The sequence below is a fragment of the Fibrobacter sp. UWB2 genome (assembly GCF_002210425.1).
GTDB classification, from domain to species: domain Bacteria; phylum Fibrobacterota; class Fibrobacteria; order Fibrobacterales; family Fibrobacteraceae; genus Fibrobacter; species Fibrobacter elongatus.
On the sequence record NZ_MWQK01000004.1, the window covers coordinates 420,373 to 440,133 of the forward strand.

At 50.8% G+C, this 19,761-nt stretch carries 16 protein-coding genes and 1 tRNA gene; 7 read left to right on the top strand and 10 right to left on the bottom strand.

What is annotated here, in order from left to right; genetic code table 11:
• Both nrdD and B7982_RS09995 read right to left on the bottom strand, forming a co-directional pair.
• Nucleotides 1-171, bottom strand: a complete 171-nt coding sequence (gene nrdD / locus B7982_RS15150) for an anaerobic ribonucleoside-triphosphate reductase (RefSeq protein ID WP_073423359.1) — start codon at nt 169-171, stop codon at nt 1-3.
• Nucleotides 168-2,498, bottom strand: coding sequence for an anaerobic ribonucleoside triphosphate reductase (locus B7982_RS09995; protein ID WP_088660609.1), 2,331 nt, complete (start codon nt 2,496-2,498; stop codon nt 168-170). Before B7982_RS09995 ends, nrdD begins: the two co-directional genes overlap by 4 nt.
• A 209-nt stretch (nt 2,499-2,707) precedes the next feature.
• Here B7982_RS09995 and B7982_RS10000 point away from each other — a divergent pair, with 209 nt between their 5' ends.
• The gene (locus B7982_RS10000) at nt 2,708-3,235 is read left to right on the top strand and encodes an NAD(P)H-dependent oxidoreductase (protein ID WP_088660610.1); all 528 of its coding nucleotides are present in this window, start codon (nt 2,708-2,710) and stop codon (nt 3,233-3,235) included.
• Here B7982_RS10000 and B7982_RS10005 read toward each other — a convergent pair.
• The 6 genes from B7982_RS10005 to B7982_RS10030 form a co-directional block, all read right to left on the bottom strand.
• Nucleotides 3,227-4,012 (bottom strand): SIMPL domain-containing protein, encoded by a 786-nt coding sequence (locus tag B7982_RS10005; protein ID WP_088660611.1) that lies wholly within the window; start codon nt 4,010-4,012, stop codon nt 3,227-3,229. The two genes, B7982_RS10000 and B7982_RS10005, sit on opposite strands and share 9 nt — an antisense overlap.
• 62 nt (nt 4,013-4,074) lie before the next feature.
• Nucleotides 4,075-5,511, bottom strand: coding sequence for an SIMPL domain-containing protein (locus B7982_RS10010; RefSeq protein WP_088660612.1), 1,437 nt, complete (start codon nt 5,509-5,511; stop codon nt 4,075-4,077).
• Between the two features lie 132 nt (nt 5,512-5,643).
• Nucleotides 5,644-7,143, bottom strand: a complete 1,500-nt coding sequence (locus B7982_RS10015) for a sodium:solute symporter (protein WP_088660613.1) — start codon at nt 7,141-7,143, stop codon at nt 5,644-5,646.
• 3 nt (nt 7,144-7,146) lie between these two features.
• Entirely contained in the window at nt 7,147-8,889 is a 1,743-nt protein-coding gene (locus B7982_RS10020) for a sensor domain-containing diguanylate cyclase (protein ID WP_233138486.1), read from the bottom strand.
• 74 nt (nt 8,890-8,963) lie between these two features.
• Nucleotides 8,964-10,064, bottom strand: coding sequence for an LptF/LptG family permease (locus B7982_RS10025; RefSeq protein WP_088660615.1), 1,101 nt, complete (start codon nt 10,062-10,064; stop codon nt 8,964-8,966).
• The gene (locus B7982_RS10030) at nt 10,061-11,500 is read right to left on the bottom strand and encodes an LptF/LptG family permease (RefSeq protein WP_233138487.1); all 1,440 of its coding nucleotides are present in this window, start codon (nt 11,498-11,500) and stop codon (nt 10,061-10,063) included. Before B7982_RS10030 ends, B7982_RS10025 begins: the two co-directional genes overlap by 4 nt.
• Nucleotides 11,501-11,564: 64 nt before the next feature.
• Here B7982_RS10030 and B7982_RS10035 point away from each other — a divergent pair, with 64 nt between their 5' ends.
• From B7982_RS10035 to B7982_RS10050, 4 genes are all read left to right on the top strand, one after another.
• Nucleotides 11,565-12,416, top strand: coding sequence for an outer membrane protein assembly factor BamD (locus B7982_RS10035; protein WP_088660616.1), 852 nt, complete (start codon nt 11,565-11,567; stop codon nt 12,414-12,416).
• 41 nt (nt 12,417-12,457) lie between these two features.
• The gene (locus B7982_RS10040; RefSeq protein ID WP_233138488.1) at nt 12,458-13,483 is read left to right on the top strand and encodes a hypothetical protein; all 1,026 of its coding nucleotides are present in this window, start codon (nt 12,458-12,460) and stop codon (nt 13,481-13,483) included.
• Between the two features lie 23 nt (nt 13,484-13,506).
• Nucleotides 13,507-15,102, top strand: a complete 1,596-nt coding sequence (locus tag B7982_RS10045; RefSeq protein ID WP_233138489.1) for a hypothetical protein — start codon at nt 13,507-13,509, stop codon at nt 15,100-15,102.
• A 230-nt stretch (nt 15,103-15,332) separates the two neighbouring features.
• Complete coding sequence (locus tag B7982_RS10050; RefSeq protein WP_233138490.1) at nt 15,333-16,349, top strand: rhomboid family intramembrane serine protease; 1,017 nt, start codon at nt 15,333-15,335, stop codon at nt 16,347-16,349.
• A gap of 8 nt (nt 16,350-16,357) precedes the next feature.
• On the opposite strand, the gene B7982_RS10055 is transcribed toward B7982_RS10050, so the two are convergent.
• Both B7982_RS10055 and B7982_RS10065 read right to left on the bottom strand, forming a co-directional pair.
• A complete protein-coding gene (locus B7982_RS10055; RefSeq protein ID WP_144065953.1) occupies nt 16,358-16,648 on the bottom strand; it encodes a hypothetical protein in 291 nt (96 codons plus the stop codon).
• A gap of 309 nt (nt 16,649-16,957) precedes the next feature.
• Nucleotides 16,958-17,644: a tetratricopeptide repeat protein gene (locus B7982_RS10065; RefSeq protein WP_088660622.1), complete on the bottom strand. Its 687-nt coding sequence runs from the start codon at nt 17,642-17,644 to the stop codon at nt 16,958-16,960.
• 112 nt (nt 17,645-17,756) lie between these two features.
• Here B7982_RS10065 and B7982_RS10070 point away from each other — a divergent pair.
• Both B7982_RS10070 and B7982_RS10075 read left to right on the top strand, forming a co-directional pair.
• A tRNA-Thr gene (locus tag B7982_RS10070) sits at nt 17,757-17,829 on the top strand.
• A 103-nt stretch (nt 17,830-17,932) separates the two neighbouring features.
• Nucleotides 17,933-19,708 (top strand): DNA repair helicase XPB, encoded by a 1,776-nt coding sequence (locus B7982_RS10075; protein ID WP_088660623.1) that lies wholly within the window; start codon nt 17,933-17,935, stop codon nt 19,706-19,708.
• The last annotated feature ends 53 nt before the right edge of the window (nt 19,709-19,761 follow it).

Below are 19,761 nucleotides of genomic sequence, written 5' to 3' on the forward strand. Positions count from 1 at the left end.
TTATACGCCGTGCTTTACGCGATCGTTGACTTCAGCGCGCTTGGCATTGTTGAAGCGGTCGACTGTACCGACAAGGTAACCTGTAATGCGGCGGATGCGTTCGAATCCGACACCTTCACCATACTGAGACATTTCTTTTTCAGACATTTTTTGCACTCCTTGTAAAATCATCTAATCCCTCTGAATGCGGGCATTCCTGGGAATTTCTTTCTAAGTTCTTCGAGCTTTTCGCACGAAATCGCATGGCCTTCGCTACGTCCGCAACGCGGGCAAACATCGCCAATCACACCCACAAATCCGCAAACCGGGTCGCGGTCCACCGGATGGTTGATAGAACCATAACCGATACCCACCTTTGCCATGTGCTTCACAATCTTTTCGAAAGCGTCCAAGTTCTGCGTCGGGTCGCCATCAAGTTCGATGTAGCTGATGTGGCCTGCGTTGGTGAGCGCATGGTACGGGGCTTCGAGCGAGAGCTTCTTGAAAGCAGAAATCTTGTAGTAGACCGGCACATGGAAAGAGTTGGTGTAGTAATCGCGGTCGGTAACGCCCGGGATAATGCCAAACTTCTTCTTGTCCATGCGCACAAAGCGGCCAGAGAGGCCTTCAGCCGGTGTTGCAAGCAAGCTGAAGTTGAGGCCAAGGCGTTCGGATTCCTTGTCGCAGAATTCGCGCATGTGGCCGATAATCTTGAGGCCGAGTTCCTGGGAAGCTTCGGATTCGCCATGGTGCTTGCCCGTGAGCATCACCAATGTTTCAGCAAGGCCGATAAAGCCAATGGAGAGCGTACCGTGCTTGATGACTTCGCCCACGGTATCTTCCCAGCCGAGCTTGTCGGAATCGATCCACACGCCCTGTCCCATGAGGAACGGGAAGTTCTTGACCTTGCGGCGGCTCTGCACAGCAAAGCGTTCCATGAGCTGGTCGCTCACGAGCTGAAGCATGCGGTCGAGTTCCTTGAAGAACAGGTCCACGGACTTCATCTTGATAGCAATACGCGGGAGGTTAATCGAGGTAAAGCTCAAGTTGCCACGGCCGTAAGAGATTTCGCGGCTCGGGTCGTAATGGTTGCCAATCACGCGGGTACGGCAGCCCATGTACGAAATTTCGGTTTCCGGATGACCCGGCTTGTAGTACTGCAGGTTATACGGAGCGTCCTGGAAGCTAAAGTTCGGGAACAGGCGCTTGGCACTCACGCGGCAGGCGAGCTTGAACAAGTCGTAGTTCGGTTCGCCCGGATTGAGGTTGATGCCGTCCTTGACGCGGAAAATCTGGATCGGGAAGATAGCCGTTTCACCACCGCCGAGGCCTTCTTCGGTCGTGAGGAGCAAGTTCTTCATGACCATGCGGGCTTCCGGTTCCGTGCACATACCATAGTTGATGCTAGAGAACGGTGTCTGGGCACCAGCGCGGCTGTGCATGGAGTTCAAGTTGTGGACAAAAGCTTCCATTGCCTGGAACGTTGCCTTGTCGGTTTCTTCGTAAGCCATCTTTTCGGCAAACTTCTGGGCGTTCTTTACCGTTTCGGCGTCATAAGTTTTGGAAAGTTCGTGGGCTTCAGTTGTCTGGAACTTTTCATTCGGCACGAGCGTTGCCACCATGCCCATTTCAGCCATTTCGCCGTGGAGCTTTTTCACCACCGGCTGGATTTCTTCTTCGGTCTTGCCCGTCAAGAGCATGAGAGCCTTGACCATGTTCGAAAGGTAAGCCTTGCGATACGTGATGCGCACACCGTTTGCCATGGCGTAATCGAAGTTCGGCACGGACTGTCCACCGTGCTGGTCGTTCTGGTTACTCTGAATGGCGATAGCGGCCAAAGCGGCGTAGCTGCGGATATCCTTCGGTTCACGCAAGTGACCGTGACCCGTGTTGAAGCCGTTCTTGAACAACTTAATGAGGTCAATCTGGCAGCAGGTCATCGTAAGAGAATAGAAGTCGAGGTCATGGATGTGAATGTCACCATCCATGTGGGCGCGGCTGTGTTCCGGCTTGAGCATCATCATCGTGTAGAAGTGCTTAGCGGATTCAGAACCGTACTTGAGCATGGTGCCCATGGCGGTATCGCCATCGATATTGGCGTTTTCGCGCTTGAGGTCGGATTCCTTGGCAGAGCTGAACGTAATGTCATGAAGCGTCTGCATGAGGCGGGTGTTGACTTCACGTACGCGAGTACGTTCGGCACGATACAAGATATAGCTCTTGGCGGTATCGGCGTAACCGCCTTCGGTCAAAGCCTTTTCAACAGCATCCTGGATTTCTTCGATGTCCGGCTTGGTCTTATTTTCGGCTTCGAGATGGCCTACAGCTTCGGCAGCAACCTTGAGAGCGACGTTCGTCAAAAGGTCATCACTTCCAAGCAAATTCATCTGGGCTTGTGAAGCCTTAATCTGTTCATCCAATTCGCCAGAGGCTCTAAAAGCCTTGATTACGGCGTCTGCAATCTTCTCGATGTTGAACGGCATCTCGCGGCCGTCGCGCTTTTTGACAGTAAAAATCATCTAAAAAAAACCTTCAATTCCCGTTTCCTCAAATATAGTCAAATTTCTCCGATTTTACTATATCTTGTGTTCGAAGTCGAACCACACCCACAAGATGTAGGTCGACATCACTACAAGTATAATAAATCTTAGTCCAATTTGGAAGACTTTTTGCACGTAAGATGTAATTTTTTTATAATATTTCCTCAACTTATCAACAAGAAAAAATAATGAACAATCAAATCACAATTCTTCTATCGCATCCGAACATTTCTAACTCCATGTTCAACAAACACTTAGTGGATATCAACAGAAAAAATCCCAATTTTGTGTTTCACCACCTTGACAAAAACCGGGTTAATGGCTACTTCGACCTGGAGGCCGAAAAAAAATTGTTGAGGGAGTCCAAGGCGATTGTTTGGCAGTTCCCTATATATTGGTATAACTCCCCCGCCAGTTTGCGCGACTGGCAAGACCAGGTCATGAGCCCGATTGTCTACAGCGCGGACAACTTCTTGAAGGGAATGCCCGTACGCGTCGTATTTACGGCAGGCGCCGCCGCAGAGCACTACACCCACGAAGGCCTCAACCGCTACACCGCCGAAGAAATGCTCATCCCGTTCGAAATGACCGCAAATGCAGCCGGCATGAAGTGGTTTAAGCCGCTTGGATTCTACGGATGCAGCCCGGATATGACAAAAGCCGCCCTCGAAAAGGCGGCCAAGGAATATGAAGAAAGTCTGTTAGAACTACTTTAGTTCATAAACGACGCGGACAGAAGCGCTTACCTCGACGGAGTCGGCAATTGCGGTTTCGTCGGGAGCGGCGGCACCGTCCATCATGGCATTAGCCGCAAGCATGACGCCCTTGGCACGGTAGACACGATTGTACTGGTTGTAGATGATTCCGCCGCCTTCGCCATTGATTTGAAGAACGCGACCGAGCTTGGCGCCAACGCCTTCGGCATAGTCATTAGCCTTGGCCGTTGCCTTTTTACCCGCCGCCTTGATGACAGTAGACTGCACCGCATCGACATCCTTGAGCTGGGCGGACGTGCGCTGGATTTCGACATCCGGTTCCGAAGAAAGTGCCTGCACGAGAGCGGCGGCATCAATCTTACGATTTACCGTAATCACAAAGCTCTGCGTGGCCACGTAACCGACGAGTTCGCGCTTGCTATTGCGATAAGACCATTCCTTGTGGATTTCAACGCTGTTCTGTTCCACGTTGGACTGCGGAATTTCAAGCGATTTCACATTTTCGAAAATCACGGAACGGCGTTCAGCCAAGCGCTTGGAAACCGATTCCTTGTCCTTGCCGCGGATTTCAAGGCTAAAGCCCATCTCGAACTTGTCGGCGGCAAACTTCTTGGATTCCGAAGCCGAAACTTCAATGCGCGGCACTTCGAATGCAACAGTTCCGTTAGATGCTGCTACAGGAACAGCCGCCGGTTCACTTTTAACGACGCGAATGAGAACGCACACGCAGACGATTAGCAGTACGAGATAGATGATGTTAAGCAATTTCGAGATCATCGTTAAGCCCTCTTTTTAATGTTTTGAATTTAAAATAGTCATTTTCCAAGCGAAAGACCACTTTACTGGAGTTCGACGACGTAATTAATCCTAGCACCGACCGTGACGGAATCTGCGATTGCTCTAGATGGAGGAGGCATGTCGTTACCAAGCACAATGCCCCCGCCATAAGACTTTGGAGCTAACTTTCCCCGATATTCATTCCAATATTCCCGTGATACCATTCCATCATCAACATCAATGATCTTGCCAACTTTCATGCCAAGCCCAGCAGCAAAAGCTTCCGCTTTTTCCATCGCCTTTTGGCTTGTCAAAATTTCAATTTTCGCAGTCAACGAATCCCTATTTTTGAGTTTCGGCGTAACACCAGAGAACTCGACATCTCGTTCCTGAGCAAGCACATTCACTAGCGCACTAGCAACGTCCATAGATTTTACATAAACCTTAAAGCATTTGGAAGCCGAGTACCCACCAAATTCGCCCAATGAACGTACTTTTGCCATCGGTCTTGTTCTATTCTTTTGGAGTTTTATATCAAAATCATCAACGTCGGTTCGCGGAATATCTAAGGAATCCAAACGTTCAAGAATAGAGACTCTACGTTTTTCCATCAACTCATACAAACTTTTTTTATTTGTACCAACTATTTCAAGAGTAAAATTTGTTTCAAATTCATCAGCGGCGTACTTGCGTTCTTCATTATTGTGAACGAAAAGCACTACAGGTTCATTAGAAGATTCGGCCTTTTCATTGGAAAGCAACTCCATTTCAAGACTCAACCTAGCTTCAATCTCTACGGAATCAGCTTTTTCGAACCACCAATAACGATCCTGGTCCACATTTCCATTCGCCATCAAGATTTTTCCTAGTTTGCTGCCAGCACCTTGTGCATAATTTTCAGCCTTCGCAAGCGCTTTGTCACACACGTTCTTGACGACTTTAGCCTGCAAAGCGGCCATATCCTTTAACTGAGGTTCCGATCTTTTGATTTCAAAATCAGGCTCTGCCGAAAGAAGCTGTATAAAATCTTTTTTCAACTGCTTTGTCCCTACGTGAACCTTAAATTTTTGACTTGAACTAAAACCAAGAAACGAACGCTTCCCCGGATTTGCATACTGATAATCATAATCCCATTCCTTGGAGAGCTCAATACTAGATTGTTCCACATTCGATTCAGAAATGCCAACAGACTTCAGAATTTCAAACAAGCGATTTCGTTTTTCACCCATCTTACGATAAAGAATTTTTTTATCGGTACCAACCATGGAAAGTTCAACCGACAGAACATACTCGTCAGCAGCAAACTTTTTAGACTCCCTAGCAAAAACCGCGACCTTCGGCACCGAAGATTTATTTCCTTCGGCAAACTCCGAAGACACCGATACCGCCGAATTTTTTCGCGTTTCCGCCACATCGCTTTGCTGCCCGAGTTTCATCGAAAGAATCAGGCATACAAATGCAAGCACAATGATGACGATGTACGAAACCTTGTTTTGCATATATTTCTCCTTTTTTCAAAACATCCACAAAAACAAAACCGCAGGTGAATCATCCCTGCGGAATTCATTCAACGATAAACTACTTAATTTCTTATTTATAATTCAGAAAAATTAAGTTTACTTCAGTCATTCTTATACGCGTTTTGCGCAAACAAGATTTGCGACAAAGTTCACGACAAGTGCCACGACGATAGTGGTAGTCATGCTGATGAAGGGCAACCACGGCCAGCTAAAGATGCCGCCGAAGACAGCTTTCACGCCAAACGCTGGGATTCCCTGGAACAAGACGAGGCTAGCCATACCGCAAAGCACAGCGACAATCACAACCCAAGCGCGTAACGCTTTTTCTGCGGTTCCAAAGACCTTGTCAGCAAAGAATGCCAAGAGGAACATGCCAAGAAGCGGTCCTGTGAAAAGCCCTGTAAAGAAGATGGCGTTTTTGAGGAGGCTCCCCTGCTGCGTTGCAGCAAAGAGAGCAAAGAACACACCGAGCACGCCCCAGACAACCGTCCAGATTTTAGCACGTTTGAGTCCGCCCATCCCCGTCGATTCGCCCCAACCGAGGAAGTCGCGTTCGGATGTATTGCTGAGGGAATTGATAGCGCTAGAAAGGCTACTCATCGCCGCCGCACAAATGGCAGCGACAATCAAGCCAGTCACACCAGACGGCAGCGCATTCACGATAAAGTACGGGAACACGTCATTTTGCCCAAGGTTTTCCGGAAGCGTAGCGACTTGAGCCTTTTTGTAAAAGACAAAGAGAGCAGCACCCACCCAGTAAAAGAGAATCGAAACGGCGCAGCCAAGCACCATCGAAAGCACACTCGAACGGTTCGCCGCCTTCACATCCTTGCAGCTGAGGTAGCGCTGTACAAACTGCTGATCGCAACCGCGAATGGCAATTTCAAGAATCGCATACGCAAAGCCCGCCGAGATAAGCGTGCGCGCATCGGAAATATCCATCGACGGATTCCACCAGCGCGTCTTGCCCGCTTCACTGGCGAGTGTTGCCATTTCGCCAAAGCCGCCCACCTGACTTGCGATAATCAAGAGCACAAGCACGCCACCGCCAAAGAACACGCAGAACTGCATCACGTCGGTCCAAATGACCGCCTTAATGCCACCAAACCACGTGTAGAAAATCGCAATCGCCGCCGAGACGATAATCGCCAGTTTCAAGTCGATGTGCAAAATCTGCGCAAGCACCAGCGAGGGCGCGTAAAGCAAAATACCCGTGCGGAGGAGCAAATGCAAACAGTAAAAGACAGCAGCCAAACGGCGCACCGCACGGCTCCCAAAGCGCACTTCAAAAAGTTCATAAGCGCTCGAAATGCCAGACGTGCGGAAACGCGGGATAAAAACAAAGCCCACCACAAAAATGCTCAATAACGCACCGATCTGGAACATCAAAAACGTCATGTCGTCGCCGAAAACATCGGCAGGCGCGCCAAGGAAAGTCGTTGCACTCACGGAAGTTGCAATAAGGCTAATGCCCACAGCCACCCACGGCATCGAGCCGCCACCAAACATGTATTCCTTGAGGTTCTTGTTGCCGCGAGAAACCCACAAGCCAATTGCAAGTGAGAGGAGCAAGTAGGCAAATAAGACAATCCAATCGAGTGCTGTAAACATAGACTATGCGCCCACTTCGGTTTCAACAGTTTCGAACTGTACGACCTGGTTACGGCCACCATCTTTAGCCTTGTAAAGAGCCTTGTCGGCGTTGTTCACGGCCTTCTTCATGTCCGAGAATTCCGGTTCCACAAGGAAGGCTCCAATGCTTACCGTCACGCGGAGCGGGTCCGTCAAGTGCACGTTGAATTCGAGCTTGCCCACCGCCTTGCGGATGCGTTCTGCCGTTTCAATCATGCCTTCCGGAGTAGTATCAACGAGAGCCACCACAAATTCTTCGCCGCCATAGCGAGCCACGACGTCAATTTCCTTACGGATTTCGCCACTAATTGCCGTTGCAATGCCCTTGATGACTTCGTCACCAACTGGGTGTCCATACGTATCGTTCACGCGCTTGAAGTGGTCAATGTCCATCATCAAGACGCCGATGTTATACTTCTTGCGGTCGGCACGTACCTTTTCAGTGCGGAGCGCTTCTTGCAGAGAGCGGTGGTTCATAAGCCCCGTGAGGCCATCGCGCGTCGCAAGGTCCTTGTCCCTTTCGACCTGAAGAGCTCGGGCATACGCAAAGCCTGCAACACCGGCAAATGCCTTGAGGAGTTTCTTTTCATGATCCTGATAGCGGTTCGTGTAACGGCTTTCAAGGCAGATGGCAAGTTCAGCCGTCTTGGAATCCGGTTCCGATGCCACCGGCATTACGAACAACTGACGCAGTTCCATATTGCGCTTTTCGGAATCGTTCAGGCGCGGCACGTAATCGGCATAACCCGAAGTAAACGAGCGGAACACCGGGCGGTTTCTCATGAGCGCAAGCACAAAGATACCCTTGTCAGACAACGTAAACGTCTTATCGATAAACTGTTCAGAATCCATGCCGATGCAATAAACAACTCGGCCAGCGCATTCCTTCGGCTTGTCAAGCGCAAGGATTGTCAAGCGGTCGAACGGCATATTCTCCTTGACGTACTCGAACATCTGCTTGTAGATGTCCTTCACCGCCATCGTCTGGAAGAACTTGCGCTGGTAGCGGTAAAGCGTACTGAACTGTTGCTGTTCAATGTAGTTCTGTGCAGAGACATAGCTCTTGAAGCTCACCATGAAAATCACATGCGCCATAAACATGAGCGCCTGAGCTTCAGCTTCCTTAAACGCATTCGGCTGCAAAGAGTCCACCAAAATTGCACCAAGGTGGCGTTCATCGCGATCCAGGATAGGTACACCCACCAACGAGCGGATTCTTCTGTTTTCGATGTAGTACGGGAGGCGCTTGCTGACAAACAAATCACCTTCCAAAATGCGGCTAACTCCAGGACGCAAGAGCTGGCTCAAGACGCCCGTGTTTTCGGTAATCTTTGCGCTCGAGTCAATAAAGTTCTGCACATCGCTCTGGAAAGCCCTGAGCCGGAATTCATTCACACTGCCGCCATTTGTAAAAACAGTGAATGTATTCGCATCCGGCATCAGCACCTTGAGGCAGCGCAAAATATCCCCGAGCGCCTTATCGACATCCGAATTTGCACGGGACCAAATCTGGTTCACGCGGAGCGACGAGTTCGGTTCGTTCGTATCCGTCTTGACGTCCGTAAATTCATTGCGGATGTCCGGAGACACAACCGGCGTGAGAGCAGTCGTACGCTTGCTGCTCTTGATAACAGGAATCACAGTCGTGCCACTCGGGAGGCTCGGGCGGTTCATGACGGCGAGTGAAAACGCGACAACAGCAAAAGGAATAAGGAAAAGGAACATGCCCCCCTGAAAAGCAAGTCCCAATAATGCACCGGCTACAACAAACAATATCTCAGATACGGACATACAACCCTCTACAAGCGGAATGATCGATATAACATTACAAACGCGAGACTGGCATAAATGAAGTGACTGTTCCACGCCGCCCAGAACGGCGACAGAGCCCCGTTTTCACCCATCTTAAGTCCAATTCTCTCAAGAATATAATAGCTAAATACAAGCAACAGGCCAACACCGAATTTCTGGGAAAGGCCCCCAGAACGGCTATACCGGTGGCAAAGCGCCGCCCCGATTAAAAGGACAATCAGGTTCATCCAGTGAGCGGAATACTTGAACTGGAGGGCCGTCTCCATCGCACGGGTATCTTCGCCCGAGCGTCGCAGCACGTTGATACGCGCCTTGACCATCTTGGAATCCATTTCATCGGCAAGTTGGCGTTCGTTGATCAAATCGTTCGGATGCGTGGTCACCTTGCCCTTCATGCTCTTTTGGCGCACCGGCAACACATCGACGGAACCATCCTTTTTGAATATCCGGTGGAACCCGTTTTCAAAGCGCCAAAACCCAGCCTTGGTCACCGAATCCTTTTCAATCCAGCGGATAGCACGGACATCGTAACGTTCGACCAGGCGCCCACGATCGCGTACCAGCAGGACAACATCTCTGCCTACTTTATTCTTACCCGAGTAGTGTTTAAAGAACCAGCTGTTCTTTTCGCTATCGATAAACGTAAAGTCCTGTTTTTCCTTGATGCGCGGATTCTTACGCTTTTGCGCATTGGTTTCCATGATTTCAAAGCGCTTGTGGTTTGCATCCGGGAGCCAGTGTTCGCTCATTTCGTACGAGCCAATCGACATGAGGACACCCAAGAAGAATATCGGGAAAAGCGTCTTAAGCGGACTTTGCCCCGAGCTCTGCATGGCGCTCATTTCTAGATGACGAGCCATATTGCCCACCGAGGCAAGCACAGAAATAAACAATGCGACAGGCGTAATCAAATAAATGATATACGGGAGATAGCTCAGGTAGTATTCCCCCACGGACTTCATCTCGCGTGCCGACCAGGTCTTGATGTTACCAACAAAGTCAATCACAACAAAGATGAGCACCGCACCGCAGACCACGATGAGGAACATCTTCAGGAAGTTCCAGATAAGGTATCGAGAGAACTTCATCCGAACCTCTTCTTGAATTTACCAAACAACCAAGCAACCGCCCTGATACAATAGGTAATGCCCGTATAGCGGCCAACAATCTTAAAGAAGCGCAAGACCTTGGAATTGCCCGAGAAGCGGTCGCGCACCATTGCACGAGTAAGGAGGATGCCAACGACACCGATAATGATATTCGAAATCCACATGGCAAGTTCCGGAGAGACCACCAGACGGTCGGCCAGGTTTTCGCCACCGATGAGGCAAATCCAGTAGATGACAAAGAACGCAAGGCTATAGAGGATGCCCGTGCCAATGCCACCCTTGCGCGCCATGATGCCAAGCGGAGCGCCAATCAGCACAAATATGAAGCATGCAAAAGCGGTGCTGAACTTCTTGTGGATTTCGACCATGTACTGCGCCGCGCGCTTGAGTTCGCCTTCCATGCGGCCCCAGGCACGTTCTGTGGCACGGAGCGAAGCCGTTTCCTGCACGCGAATCTTGCGGAGCCCCTGCATAAACTGCATGGAGTCGGCCATCGGGACTCCACTTGCCTCAGGCGGGAGGATCGAATCGCCAACGACGAGATCACGCAAACGGACAAGCGTCGGCAAACGGCGGGTTCTAGCCTGCACAGACGCCGTATCGTACTTGGCTCGGGCATCCGTCACCACGTCCCACATCATCTCGACCGGCATTTCGCGGTCACTCCTGTAACTCCTGCTACGGCGTTCCAGGCGGTCATCCACATTCTGCATGGCAAGATCCTGCGAGAAGAATCGGATGCGGAAATAATTGTCGGAATCGTCCGGATCGACAAGATGCGTCTCGCCACTGCGGAGGCGAAGCATAAGTGTAGCACCATTGTCCACGTAGTCCATCGTTGCGCTATCGGCATAGACAATACGCGGAGCGCCCTTCTTTTCCATTTCAAAAATCTGGATGCCGTACAGCGTGCCCGAGACGGGGTCAATGCGGTTCACCCAAAGCTGCACGCCCGGGAACTGCGTAATGAGGCGCCCGGCATCAATAAATACGTGCGGTTTTTTGCGCGAAACGGCGTTCATTAGCTCTACAGACCTGTGGTTTGCCTCCGGGAGCACCCAGTTATTGAACACAACCATCAGGACAGAAAGCAAAAGAGCCACAAGCAAGACCGGGCGCATGAGCGACAAGGGCGAAATTCCCGCCGCCTTGACAGCCGTAATTTCCTGGTCCCCCGACATACGGCCAAACGTCATAAGACTTGCGACAAGCACCGCCATCGGAATAGAAAGCGAAAGCATCCACGCCAAGTTCAACGCAAAAATTTCAAGAACCGTGGATGTAGGCAATCCCTTGGACAACACATTGTCCAAGATTTTGACCAAAAAGTCAACTACAAACAAAAAAGTAATGCCAAAGAGCGAAGCCAAAAAAGGACCAATTAGCTCTTTCAAGACATAGCGGACTAAAATCATTTTTCTCTAGAGTCGTTTTTTTCTACTTTACAGCGTGAAAGTTAGAATTAACCAAAGAAAAAAAATGAAAAAAGTTTTCAAGAGTACCCTGTTCGTTCCTCTTTTCCTTTATATGGCAACTATGATGGGTTGTTCTTCAACCAGTTCGTCCAAAATAACCCATACGGAATGGTGCAAAAACCGCTACGAAGCAGCAGAGCAACTCTTCAAGGCCGAAAAGTACGGCAGAGCCACAGAAAAGCTCGAAGAAATCCTTTCGACTTGCGCCGGTTCCGGCTACATGGAACAGGCCCAGTTCCTGATTGCCGAGAGCCATTTCAACCTGGAGCAGTGGATTGAAGCCCGTGGCGAATACGGAAGCTTTATCGTGAACTTCCCGGGTTCCCCGTTTGCAGAAACGGCCGAATACCGCAAGGCAGTTTCTTCGTTCAACATGGACTACAAGATTGACCGCGACGAATCCAACACGACAACCGCCATGAAGGATTTTGAGCGCTACCTCGCGAACCACCCGAATACCCCGCTCCGCGACTCCGTCAACTACTATTACAACCTCCTCGTGGACCGCGTGGCCGAAAAGGAATTCCAGACGGGCCGTCTTTATCTGCGCATGGAAAAGCCGCAGGCCGCCGTCATCTACTTCAAGGAATTTTTGGAAACATACCCCAAGGCACAGCGCCGCCAGGAAACGCTCTTCCTCATCGCAGATGCCTACACGGACCTCGACCAGTTTGAACCGGCTAGGGAATACCTCAACATCGCAAAGAATGAATCTGGCGAAGACGCCGAAATTCAAAAGCGCGTGAAGAAGGCCGAAGACAAGATTGCAAAGGCCGAGGAATCCTACGAAAAGCGCCTCAAGAAAGAAGCCGAAAAGAAACGTCTGCAAAAAGAAGAAAAGACTCTCGCTAACTAGGCCATCGGATGAAGTTTAAGTCCTGTTCTATTTCACTGCTTATGGCGTTGCTGTTTTCTGCAACGGTCTTTGCCGCAAGCGATGAGAAGCTGGACCACGACTACTCCATCCTGTCCGTATTCGTGCAGCCGTCGATTTCGTTCATCGGGTTTACCGAACGAGAATATTTTCAGGACGCCATCGATACGATTTACTACGGATTCAAGGCGACAGCCGTCAACAGCGCCGAATCCTTGAACGTCGCAAAGCAGGATTTCCAAAAGGTGAACTTCTGCTTCCCGATTACGGCGGGAATCCAGTGGCAATTCCGCGAAGACCAGTTCTTAAGCGCGGGCATCGGGTTTATCTACGACAACGAATCCGTCGTGCTGACCGACCGCAAGAGCAACACGCACAGCTACAAGTACACACTCCAGGGCGTTCCGCTATTCCTTGAATACCGGTTGGCGCTCCCCAAGAACTTCATCACACTCAGCACGGGCGGACTTTTCAGTATTGCAGTCCGTTGGTACTGGACATTGCCGGGCACCGAAATCTACACGACATGGGGCAAACTCGAAGCGGAAAACTCCCCGTTTGGCGCTGGCTTTGGCGTAAGTGTCGGCTATCTATTTGCAACCTGGAACAACTTTAAGCTTTATGGCGACATCGGATTTAACTCTATTTCGGTGAAGTCCAACAAGCCATTTTCATCAATCGTCCCGAACGGTCCTGACGAAAAGGCAAAATGGAACCTAGGTGGGATACAATTGCAAATTAGAGGTTCATTCGGGTTATGGAACAAGCCTAAGCCCAAGGATGACGACGACGATGATGACGATGACGGCGAAGGCAAGAAGCCCAAAGTCAAAATCATCGACGATACGAAGAAAGATTCTATCGCTACAACGCAAGATTCCGCGAAAATCGACACGAGTGTTGTGCAAGATTCCGCAAAAGTCGCAGATTCACTGAAGACTGCAGTGCAAGATTCCGCCGGGACTTCGCCGGTTTCGAGTACGCCAGCACCTCAAGACGCGCCCCAAAAGAGCGCGGATCCTGCAAACGTAAAATCAAAAGGTGACTGATGAGTTTTTGGCCGGGGGAAAAATTGCGTTATGCAGAAACGCATTTTAAGTTCAAGCTACCCTGGTCGCTCCTTTACAAGCCGTGGCCCGAAATCATTTTCGATGCACCGTTCCAATTTGTGCCGGGGGTAGAACCTTACCTCTGGATTGTCGTGCGTGACGCAGACCATTTCCCGACAACAATTAAAAATGCGGAAATTGTTTTAAAAACGCGGACGCAAAATGCGCAGGCTCCGGATTTGCAGTTACAAGATGCGCCGCAACCGGACATCGTCATCCGCAAAGACTTGAATATCGAAGTCTGCAATCAGATGAAATTCATTCCGCTTGCGCTCGGGAAAATCCCGGCAGGCACATACGAAGCGCATTGCAAACTGACCGTTGAACGCGAAGGTAAATCGCAAACGTTTGAACGCTGGAACTTGTCAAGACTCAAACCCGTTCCGCTCCGCTTTAAAGTCTTGAACGAGATGCCGCCCATCGCCCCCGGCTACGCCGCAGGCGAAATGCACTGCCACACGCACTACTCCGCAGACCATGTGGAATACGGCGCCACGCCCGAAGTCTTGCAGCTCGCCGCCAAGGCGGTCGGGCTCGACTTTGTGAACTGCACCGACCACGCTTACGACTTTGCATTCACGCAAGAGGACTACACCAAGGAAGCAGACTCACCCGTTCCGAGATTCCAGAAGTTGCGCGAAGAAATCGCAGCGCTCCCAGTGAAAGATGAAAACGGAGGCGATATGCCGCTCATGCTCGCCGGCGAAGAAGTATCTGCAGGGAACAGCAAAGGCGAGAATGTACACATGACAGTCCTCGCCCCCGAAGGTTACCTCCCGGGGCTCGGCGACTGCGGCCGCTATTGGCTCGAAAACAGACCAACGCGTAGCATCAAGCAAATCCTGAACATGACCGAGGCGCACTGCTTCGCAGCGCATCCGTTCCAGCAAATGGGACTCTTGGAAAAGTTCGTGTTCCGTCGCGGTTACTGGAAGCCCGAAGATTTGCAACTGAAAAACAAGCATTCGATTCGCGGACTGCAATTCTGGAACGGCATCCGCGATGAAGGTTTCAAGCTCGGTCGAGAATTTTGGATAAATGAATTAGGCAAAGGCAATTATTTGCTCCCCATCGGCGGAAACGATGCCCACGGCGACCTGAACAGCATGACTGCTGTAGACTTGCCACTTATTTCGCTCAAGCACACCCGTGCGCATACCTTCGGGAATGTAAGAACGGTGATTAAACTAGATGAGAGTGGAGCAAAACAAAAGTCCCCGCTCTCGCTTGCAGACATTAACGCAGCCTTCGCAGCAGACAACTGCTACATTACGGATGGTCCTGCCCTCTGGTGGGAACGCGACAATAACGGAATCACGTTCCACGCCCGCAGCAACAAAGAGACCGGCGGTGGATTCCGCTATGTTCGCATTTACGGTCGCCGCATACAGAACAACGGGAAGTTCGCCCCCGAAGAAGAAGTCATGATCGGGAGCCAAGTTGCCACCCCCGACCACGCCGACATTCCGGTCGCGACACTCGGATTTGCTTACGTCCGCGCCGAATGCGAAACGGCTACCGGCAAGTTCGCTCTCACATCTGCAGCACAGTTGCTCTGACAGCGTTTCAAAAAATTCCTTAAATATTTGCTTTTGAAACGATTGCATGTTATTTTTTGAACAAGCAGGAACACTTATTGTTTTTGATTTTTAGTGAATTTTGCTTTTGGGGAATATTTAAAGTTGGTTTTCCTTTTTGGCACGCAGTTTGCTTCTAAACTAAAAAATAAGATGTCCGATTTTACTAATGATGCAGAAGGAAGGTCGCCATGCCACACTTTATATCGCCCATGATTCGCCGCCGACCGGATGCAGATAAACTCGGCACAGACCCGCGTGCAATCCAAGAATCCGCGCCATCCCCGATTGTACAAAGCATCGATTTTTCGCAGACCGCGCCGCCATCAACAGAACAAGGCTCCGAGCAGTTCGAAGAACAGCAACAGATTCCGCCCGATGTCCGCGTGAGCGAGGGCGGTTTTAGGCAAATCCGCGACGAGAGTCTCGTGCTTTTGTCACAGGGCATTACGCACCGCATCGAGCGCTCCGAAGAAGGCCCGTTCCAGATTTTCGTGGAGCCTGAAAAACGCCGTGCAGCGCAATTCCAGATTCGCCTCTACCACCGCGAGAATCCTCCACGCGACGAGAACCCGCCGCTCCCGCTAAAGTTCACGCTACACCCGCTCTGGGTGCTCGCCATTCCCATCGCCTGTACGCTGTTGGACTTCTCCGACATTTCCATCCAGATGCACAATGCAGGCATTGCCGATGCATCAAAAATCTTGCGCGGAGAATGGTGGCGCACGATTACCGCCATGACGCTCCATGCCGATAGCCGCCACCTCGCATCAAACCTCGTCTCGGGATTCTTGGCGCTGAGCCTACTCCATTACCGCATCCCCCTCGCGAAGCTCGTGCCGTTCCTAGCGGTCGCAAGCGCTATTGCCAACTTCTTCGTTGCGCTCACAGTGCAGACAAGCTTCCGTTCGCTCGGCTTTTCCGGCTTCGTATTTGCAACCATCGGTTGCCTCGCCGTCATCGAGTTCCGTCTCATGCCGCGCGAAACGCACGGTATGCTCCGTCGCTTTGCGCCGCTCTGCGGCGCCGCCTCGCTCGCCGTATTCCTCGGTCTCGGCGAAAACGCCGACATCCTCGGCCACCTGTATGGATTCATCGCGGGCCTACTTTGCGGATTCATCCCAAAAAAGAAGACGCTCCGCTGGGGAACGCCTACAGTCGCGGCCGACATCCTTTGGATTGCCGCCTACTACGCATTGTTTATCATCGGCTGGACTTTAGCCATCTGATATAAAAACTAAAGTGTCGGACCTTCTTTCGCATTCTTGTCGTTTAGCTTCTTCAGTTCAATAAAGAACTTTTCGACGACCTGCTTCTGGATCCGCCTCTGCTCGTCTTCACTAAAATTGTGGTTACGCGCCCTAAACTCGACAGCGAGTTCATCGCACTTCGCTTTGTCGTATTCGTGCGTTTCGCACTTGATGCCGCTATCGACCACTTCATTCACAAACTTTTCAGGGGAATCTCCACATGCAGTGAAAGACAATGACACGACGGCCACTATTAAAGCCCATAAAAATATTTTCATGGCCCACCCTCCCATTTTAGGTTGTGTATAATATCAATATACTTTTTTAAAAAGTCATTGATTGTAAATAGATTTTTAAGAAGAACTTCATGCGGGCGGGGCCCCAGCTCGGAGTTGCGAAGGCCGCACGGGCCCCTCCCTGCACCCTCCCCATCCTTGGCCGACGCTTTATTCTCTAAACGATTTCTTTTTTTCACTTATTAAAGAATAATTCTCGCCTTAACTAAAAGAAATTTTCTACAAACACCTCCATAAAAAAATCCGTCCCCAATAAGGAGACGGACTTAAATTTTTCAGAAAATCTAGCGATTAGAGGCTAGCGAGGAACTTGCGAGCCTTGTCAGCAAAGGCGCGGTTGTCGCCATAGACCTGGAGGAGACGTTCGGCAGTAGCCTTAGCCTTGTCGCTTGCGCCGAGCTGCTGGTACACGAGAGTGAGCTTCCACATGGCGTCTGCAACCATCGGGACCTCGTCAGCCGGTTCGTCCTTCTGGTAGCGGTCTTCCTTGTCGCCAGTGCGCTTGCCGAATTCAGCAATGTACTTTTCGAGGAAGTTTGCTGCGGCGGAGAAGTCGCCCTTTTCCATCTTCACAGCGGCAAGACCATGCATGGCAGCCGAACGCACGAGAGCGACGGAACCAGCGTTATCCAAAGAGTTCTGGAAATGAAGAGCAGCACCATCAAAGTCCTTCTTTTCGAACTTGATGTTACCAGCAAGGAGGGATGCCTTAGCCAAGGCGAGGCCTTCAAGCTTGCCAGAAGCAATCTTGCTTTCGAATTCCACGAGAGCGCTATCCTTTTCGTTCGCATAGAGATAAGTGAGACCCACGCCGATGAGTTCGCTCTGTTCGGCAGCAGCCACCTTGCGAGCTTCCTTATACTGGACAATGCCAGCGATAATCGCGAAGAGGATGACAAACGCCACAGCAATCTTTGTACCGTGCTGGACAAAGAAGGCTTTAAGTTCAGAATTATTGTTATTAGATTCGTTAGCCATAATTAAGCTTCCATGTTAAAAATTTTCTCGTAGACCAATCATAGAAAAAAAAATAAAGGTTGTCAGTAAATCTTGACAAGAAATAATCGTTTTACTATATTTGTCCCCGTTCGCCGCTCTAGCTCAGCTGGTAGAGCAGCTGATTCGTAATCAGCAGGTCGGCAGTTCAAATCTGCTGGGCGGCTCGAAAGACTCCTCGGACACAAGTCCGGGGAGTTTTTTTGTAAGATTTTCAGCAAAAACGTACGACTTGCGAAACGCGCCCTAAATAACTAAATTTGGCACTCTATGAATCCGAATGGCGCAATTATTGTACAAAGTAACCTCGAAATCATGGTCGAGGTCGATAATCCTAATTACACTACCGCACGTGATGCAATCGCTCCTTTTACAGAGCTCGTCAAGAGCCCAGAGCACCTGCACACTTACAAGATTTCTCATTTGAGCTTGTGGAACGCTGCCGCAACAGGGCTGCGCGCACCCGAAGTCCTCGAAAGACTCGAAAGCCAGAGCCGCTACCCCATTCCGCCGACCGTTGTCACAGAAATCGAAGACTATATGGCTCGTTACGGCTTGCTTCGTCTCAAAAAAGAAGACGGACGCTTGATGATGGAATCTGATGACAAATTAATGTTCCTCGAAATTTGCAAGTTGAGGGACGTTGAACCTTTTATTATCGAGCACATCGATGACACGCACGTTGTTGTTGACCCCGAACGCCGCGGCCATTTGAAGATGGTCCTTACCAACGCAGGTTTCCCGGTCGAAGACTTGGCTGGTTACACCGTTGGCGACCCGCTCCCCATCCAGCTCCGCGAAACGACCGTTTCCGGAAAGCCGTTCAAGCTCCGCGATTACCAGAAGGATGCCGCACAAGTGTTCTACGCAAGCGGTAGCGAAAAGGGCGGTTCCGGCGTGATTGTTCTCCCCTGCGGTTCCGGTAAGACCGTGATTGGCCTTGCCACCATGGCTTTGGTACAAACTAAGACCTTGATTTTGACACCGAACATTTCGTCTTCCCGCCAGTGGATCCGCGAAATCTGCGACAAGACGAACCTTACGCTTGACCAGGTCAAGGAATACTCCGGCGAAGTGAAGGAAATCGGTCCGGTGACGGTTGCCACTTACCAGATCTTGACGCAACGCAAGCGCGCCAAGAAGGGTGACGAAAACAAGGAAGGCAAGGAACCAGAAATGACCGAAGAAGAGGTCAAGAAGGAACTTGCAAACTTCCCGCTCTTTAGCCAGGAAAAGTGGGGCCTCATGATTTACGACGAAGTCCACTTGCTCCCGGCTCCGGTGTTCCGCTTGAGTACCGAAATGCAGGCCACGCGCCGCTTGGGCCTTACGGCAACACTCGTCCGTGAAGACCACAAGGAAACCGAAGTGTTCAGCTTGATTGGACCGAAAAAGTTCGACATTCCATGGCGCATCTTGGAAGCACAAGGCTGGATTGCAACTGCTGACTGTAACGAAATCCGCATCCCGATGGATCCGGAACTAAAAATGAAGTATGCGCTTGCCCCCGTGCGCGACAAGATTACGCTCGCGAGCACGAACCCCGAAAAGACGGACATCGTCGAACGCCTGCTCAAGTACTTCAGCAAGCCGGATGACCGCGTGCTCATCATCGGCCAGTACATCGACCAGCTCGAAGCGCTCTCCGAAGACCTCCAGATTCCGCTGATTACCGGCAAGACGCCGAACAAGGAACGCGAAAAGCTCTACGGAGCCTTCCGTTCGGGCGCGCAGAAGAACCTCATGGTTTCGAAGGTCGGTAACTTCGCTATCGACTTGCCGGACGCAAACGTGCTCATCCAGATTTCGGGTACGTTCGGAAGCCGCCAGGAAGAAGCCCAGCGTCTCGGCCGCGTGCTCCGTCCCAAGAGCGACGGCGGTGCCGCCCACTTTTACAGCATCGTGACGCAGGACTCCAAGGAACAGGAATTCGCCATGAACCGCCAGCTGTTCCTCACGGAACAGGGCTATGCCTATAAAATCATCAAGCGCGGCGACTGGGACATTCTCATGAGGTCGCCCGAGGAACTCGCCGCAAGAGCATAGTCTCGTTAGAAGCGGCGTCTAGCAAACGCAAAAAGCTCCGCCATCGCGGAGCT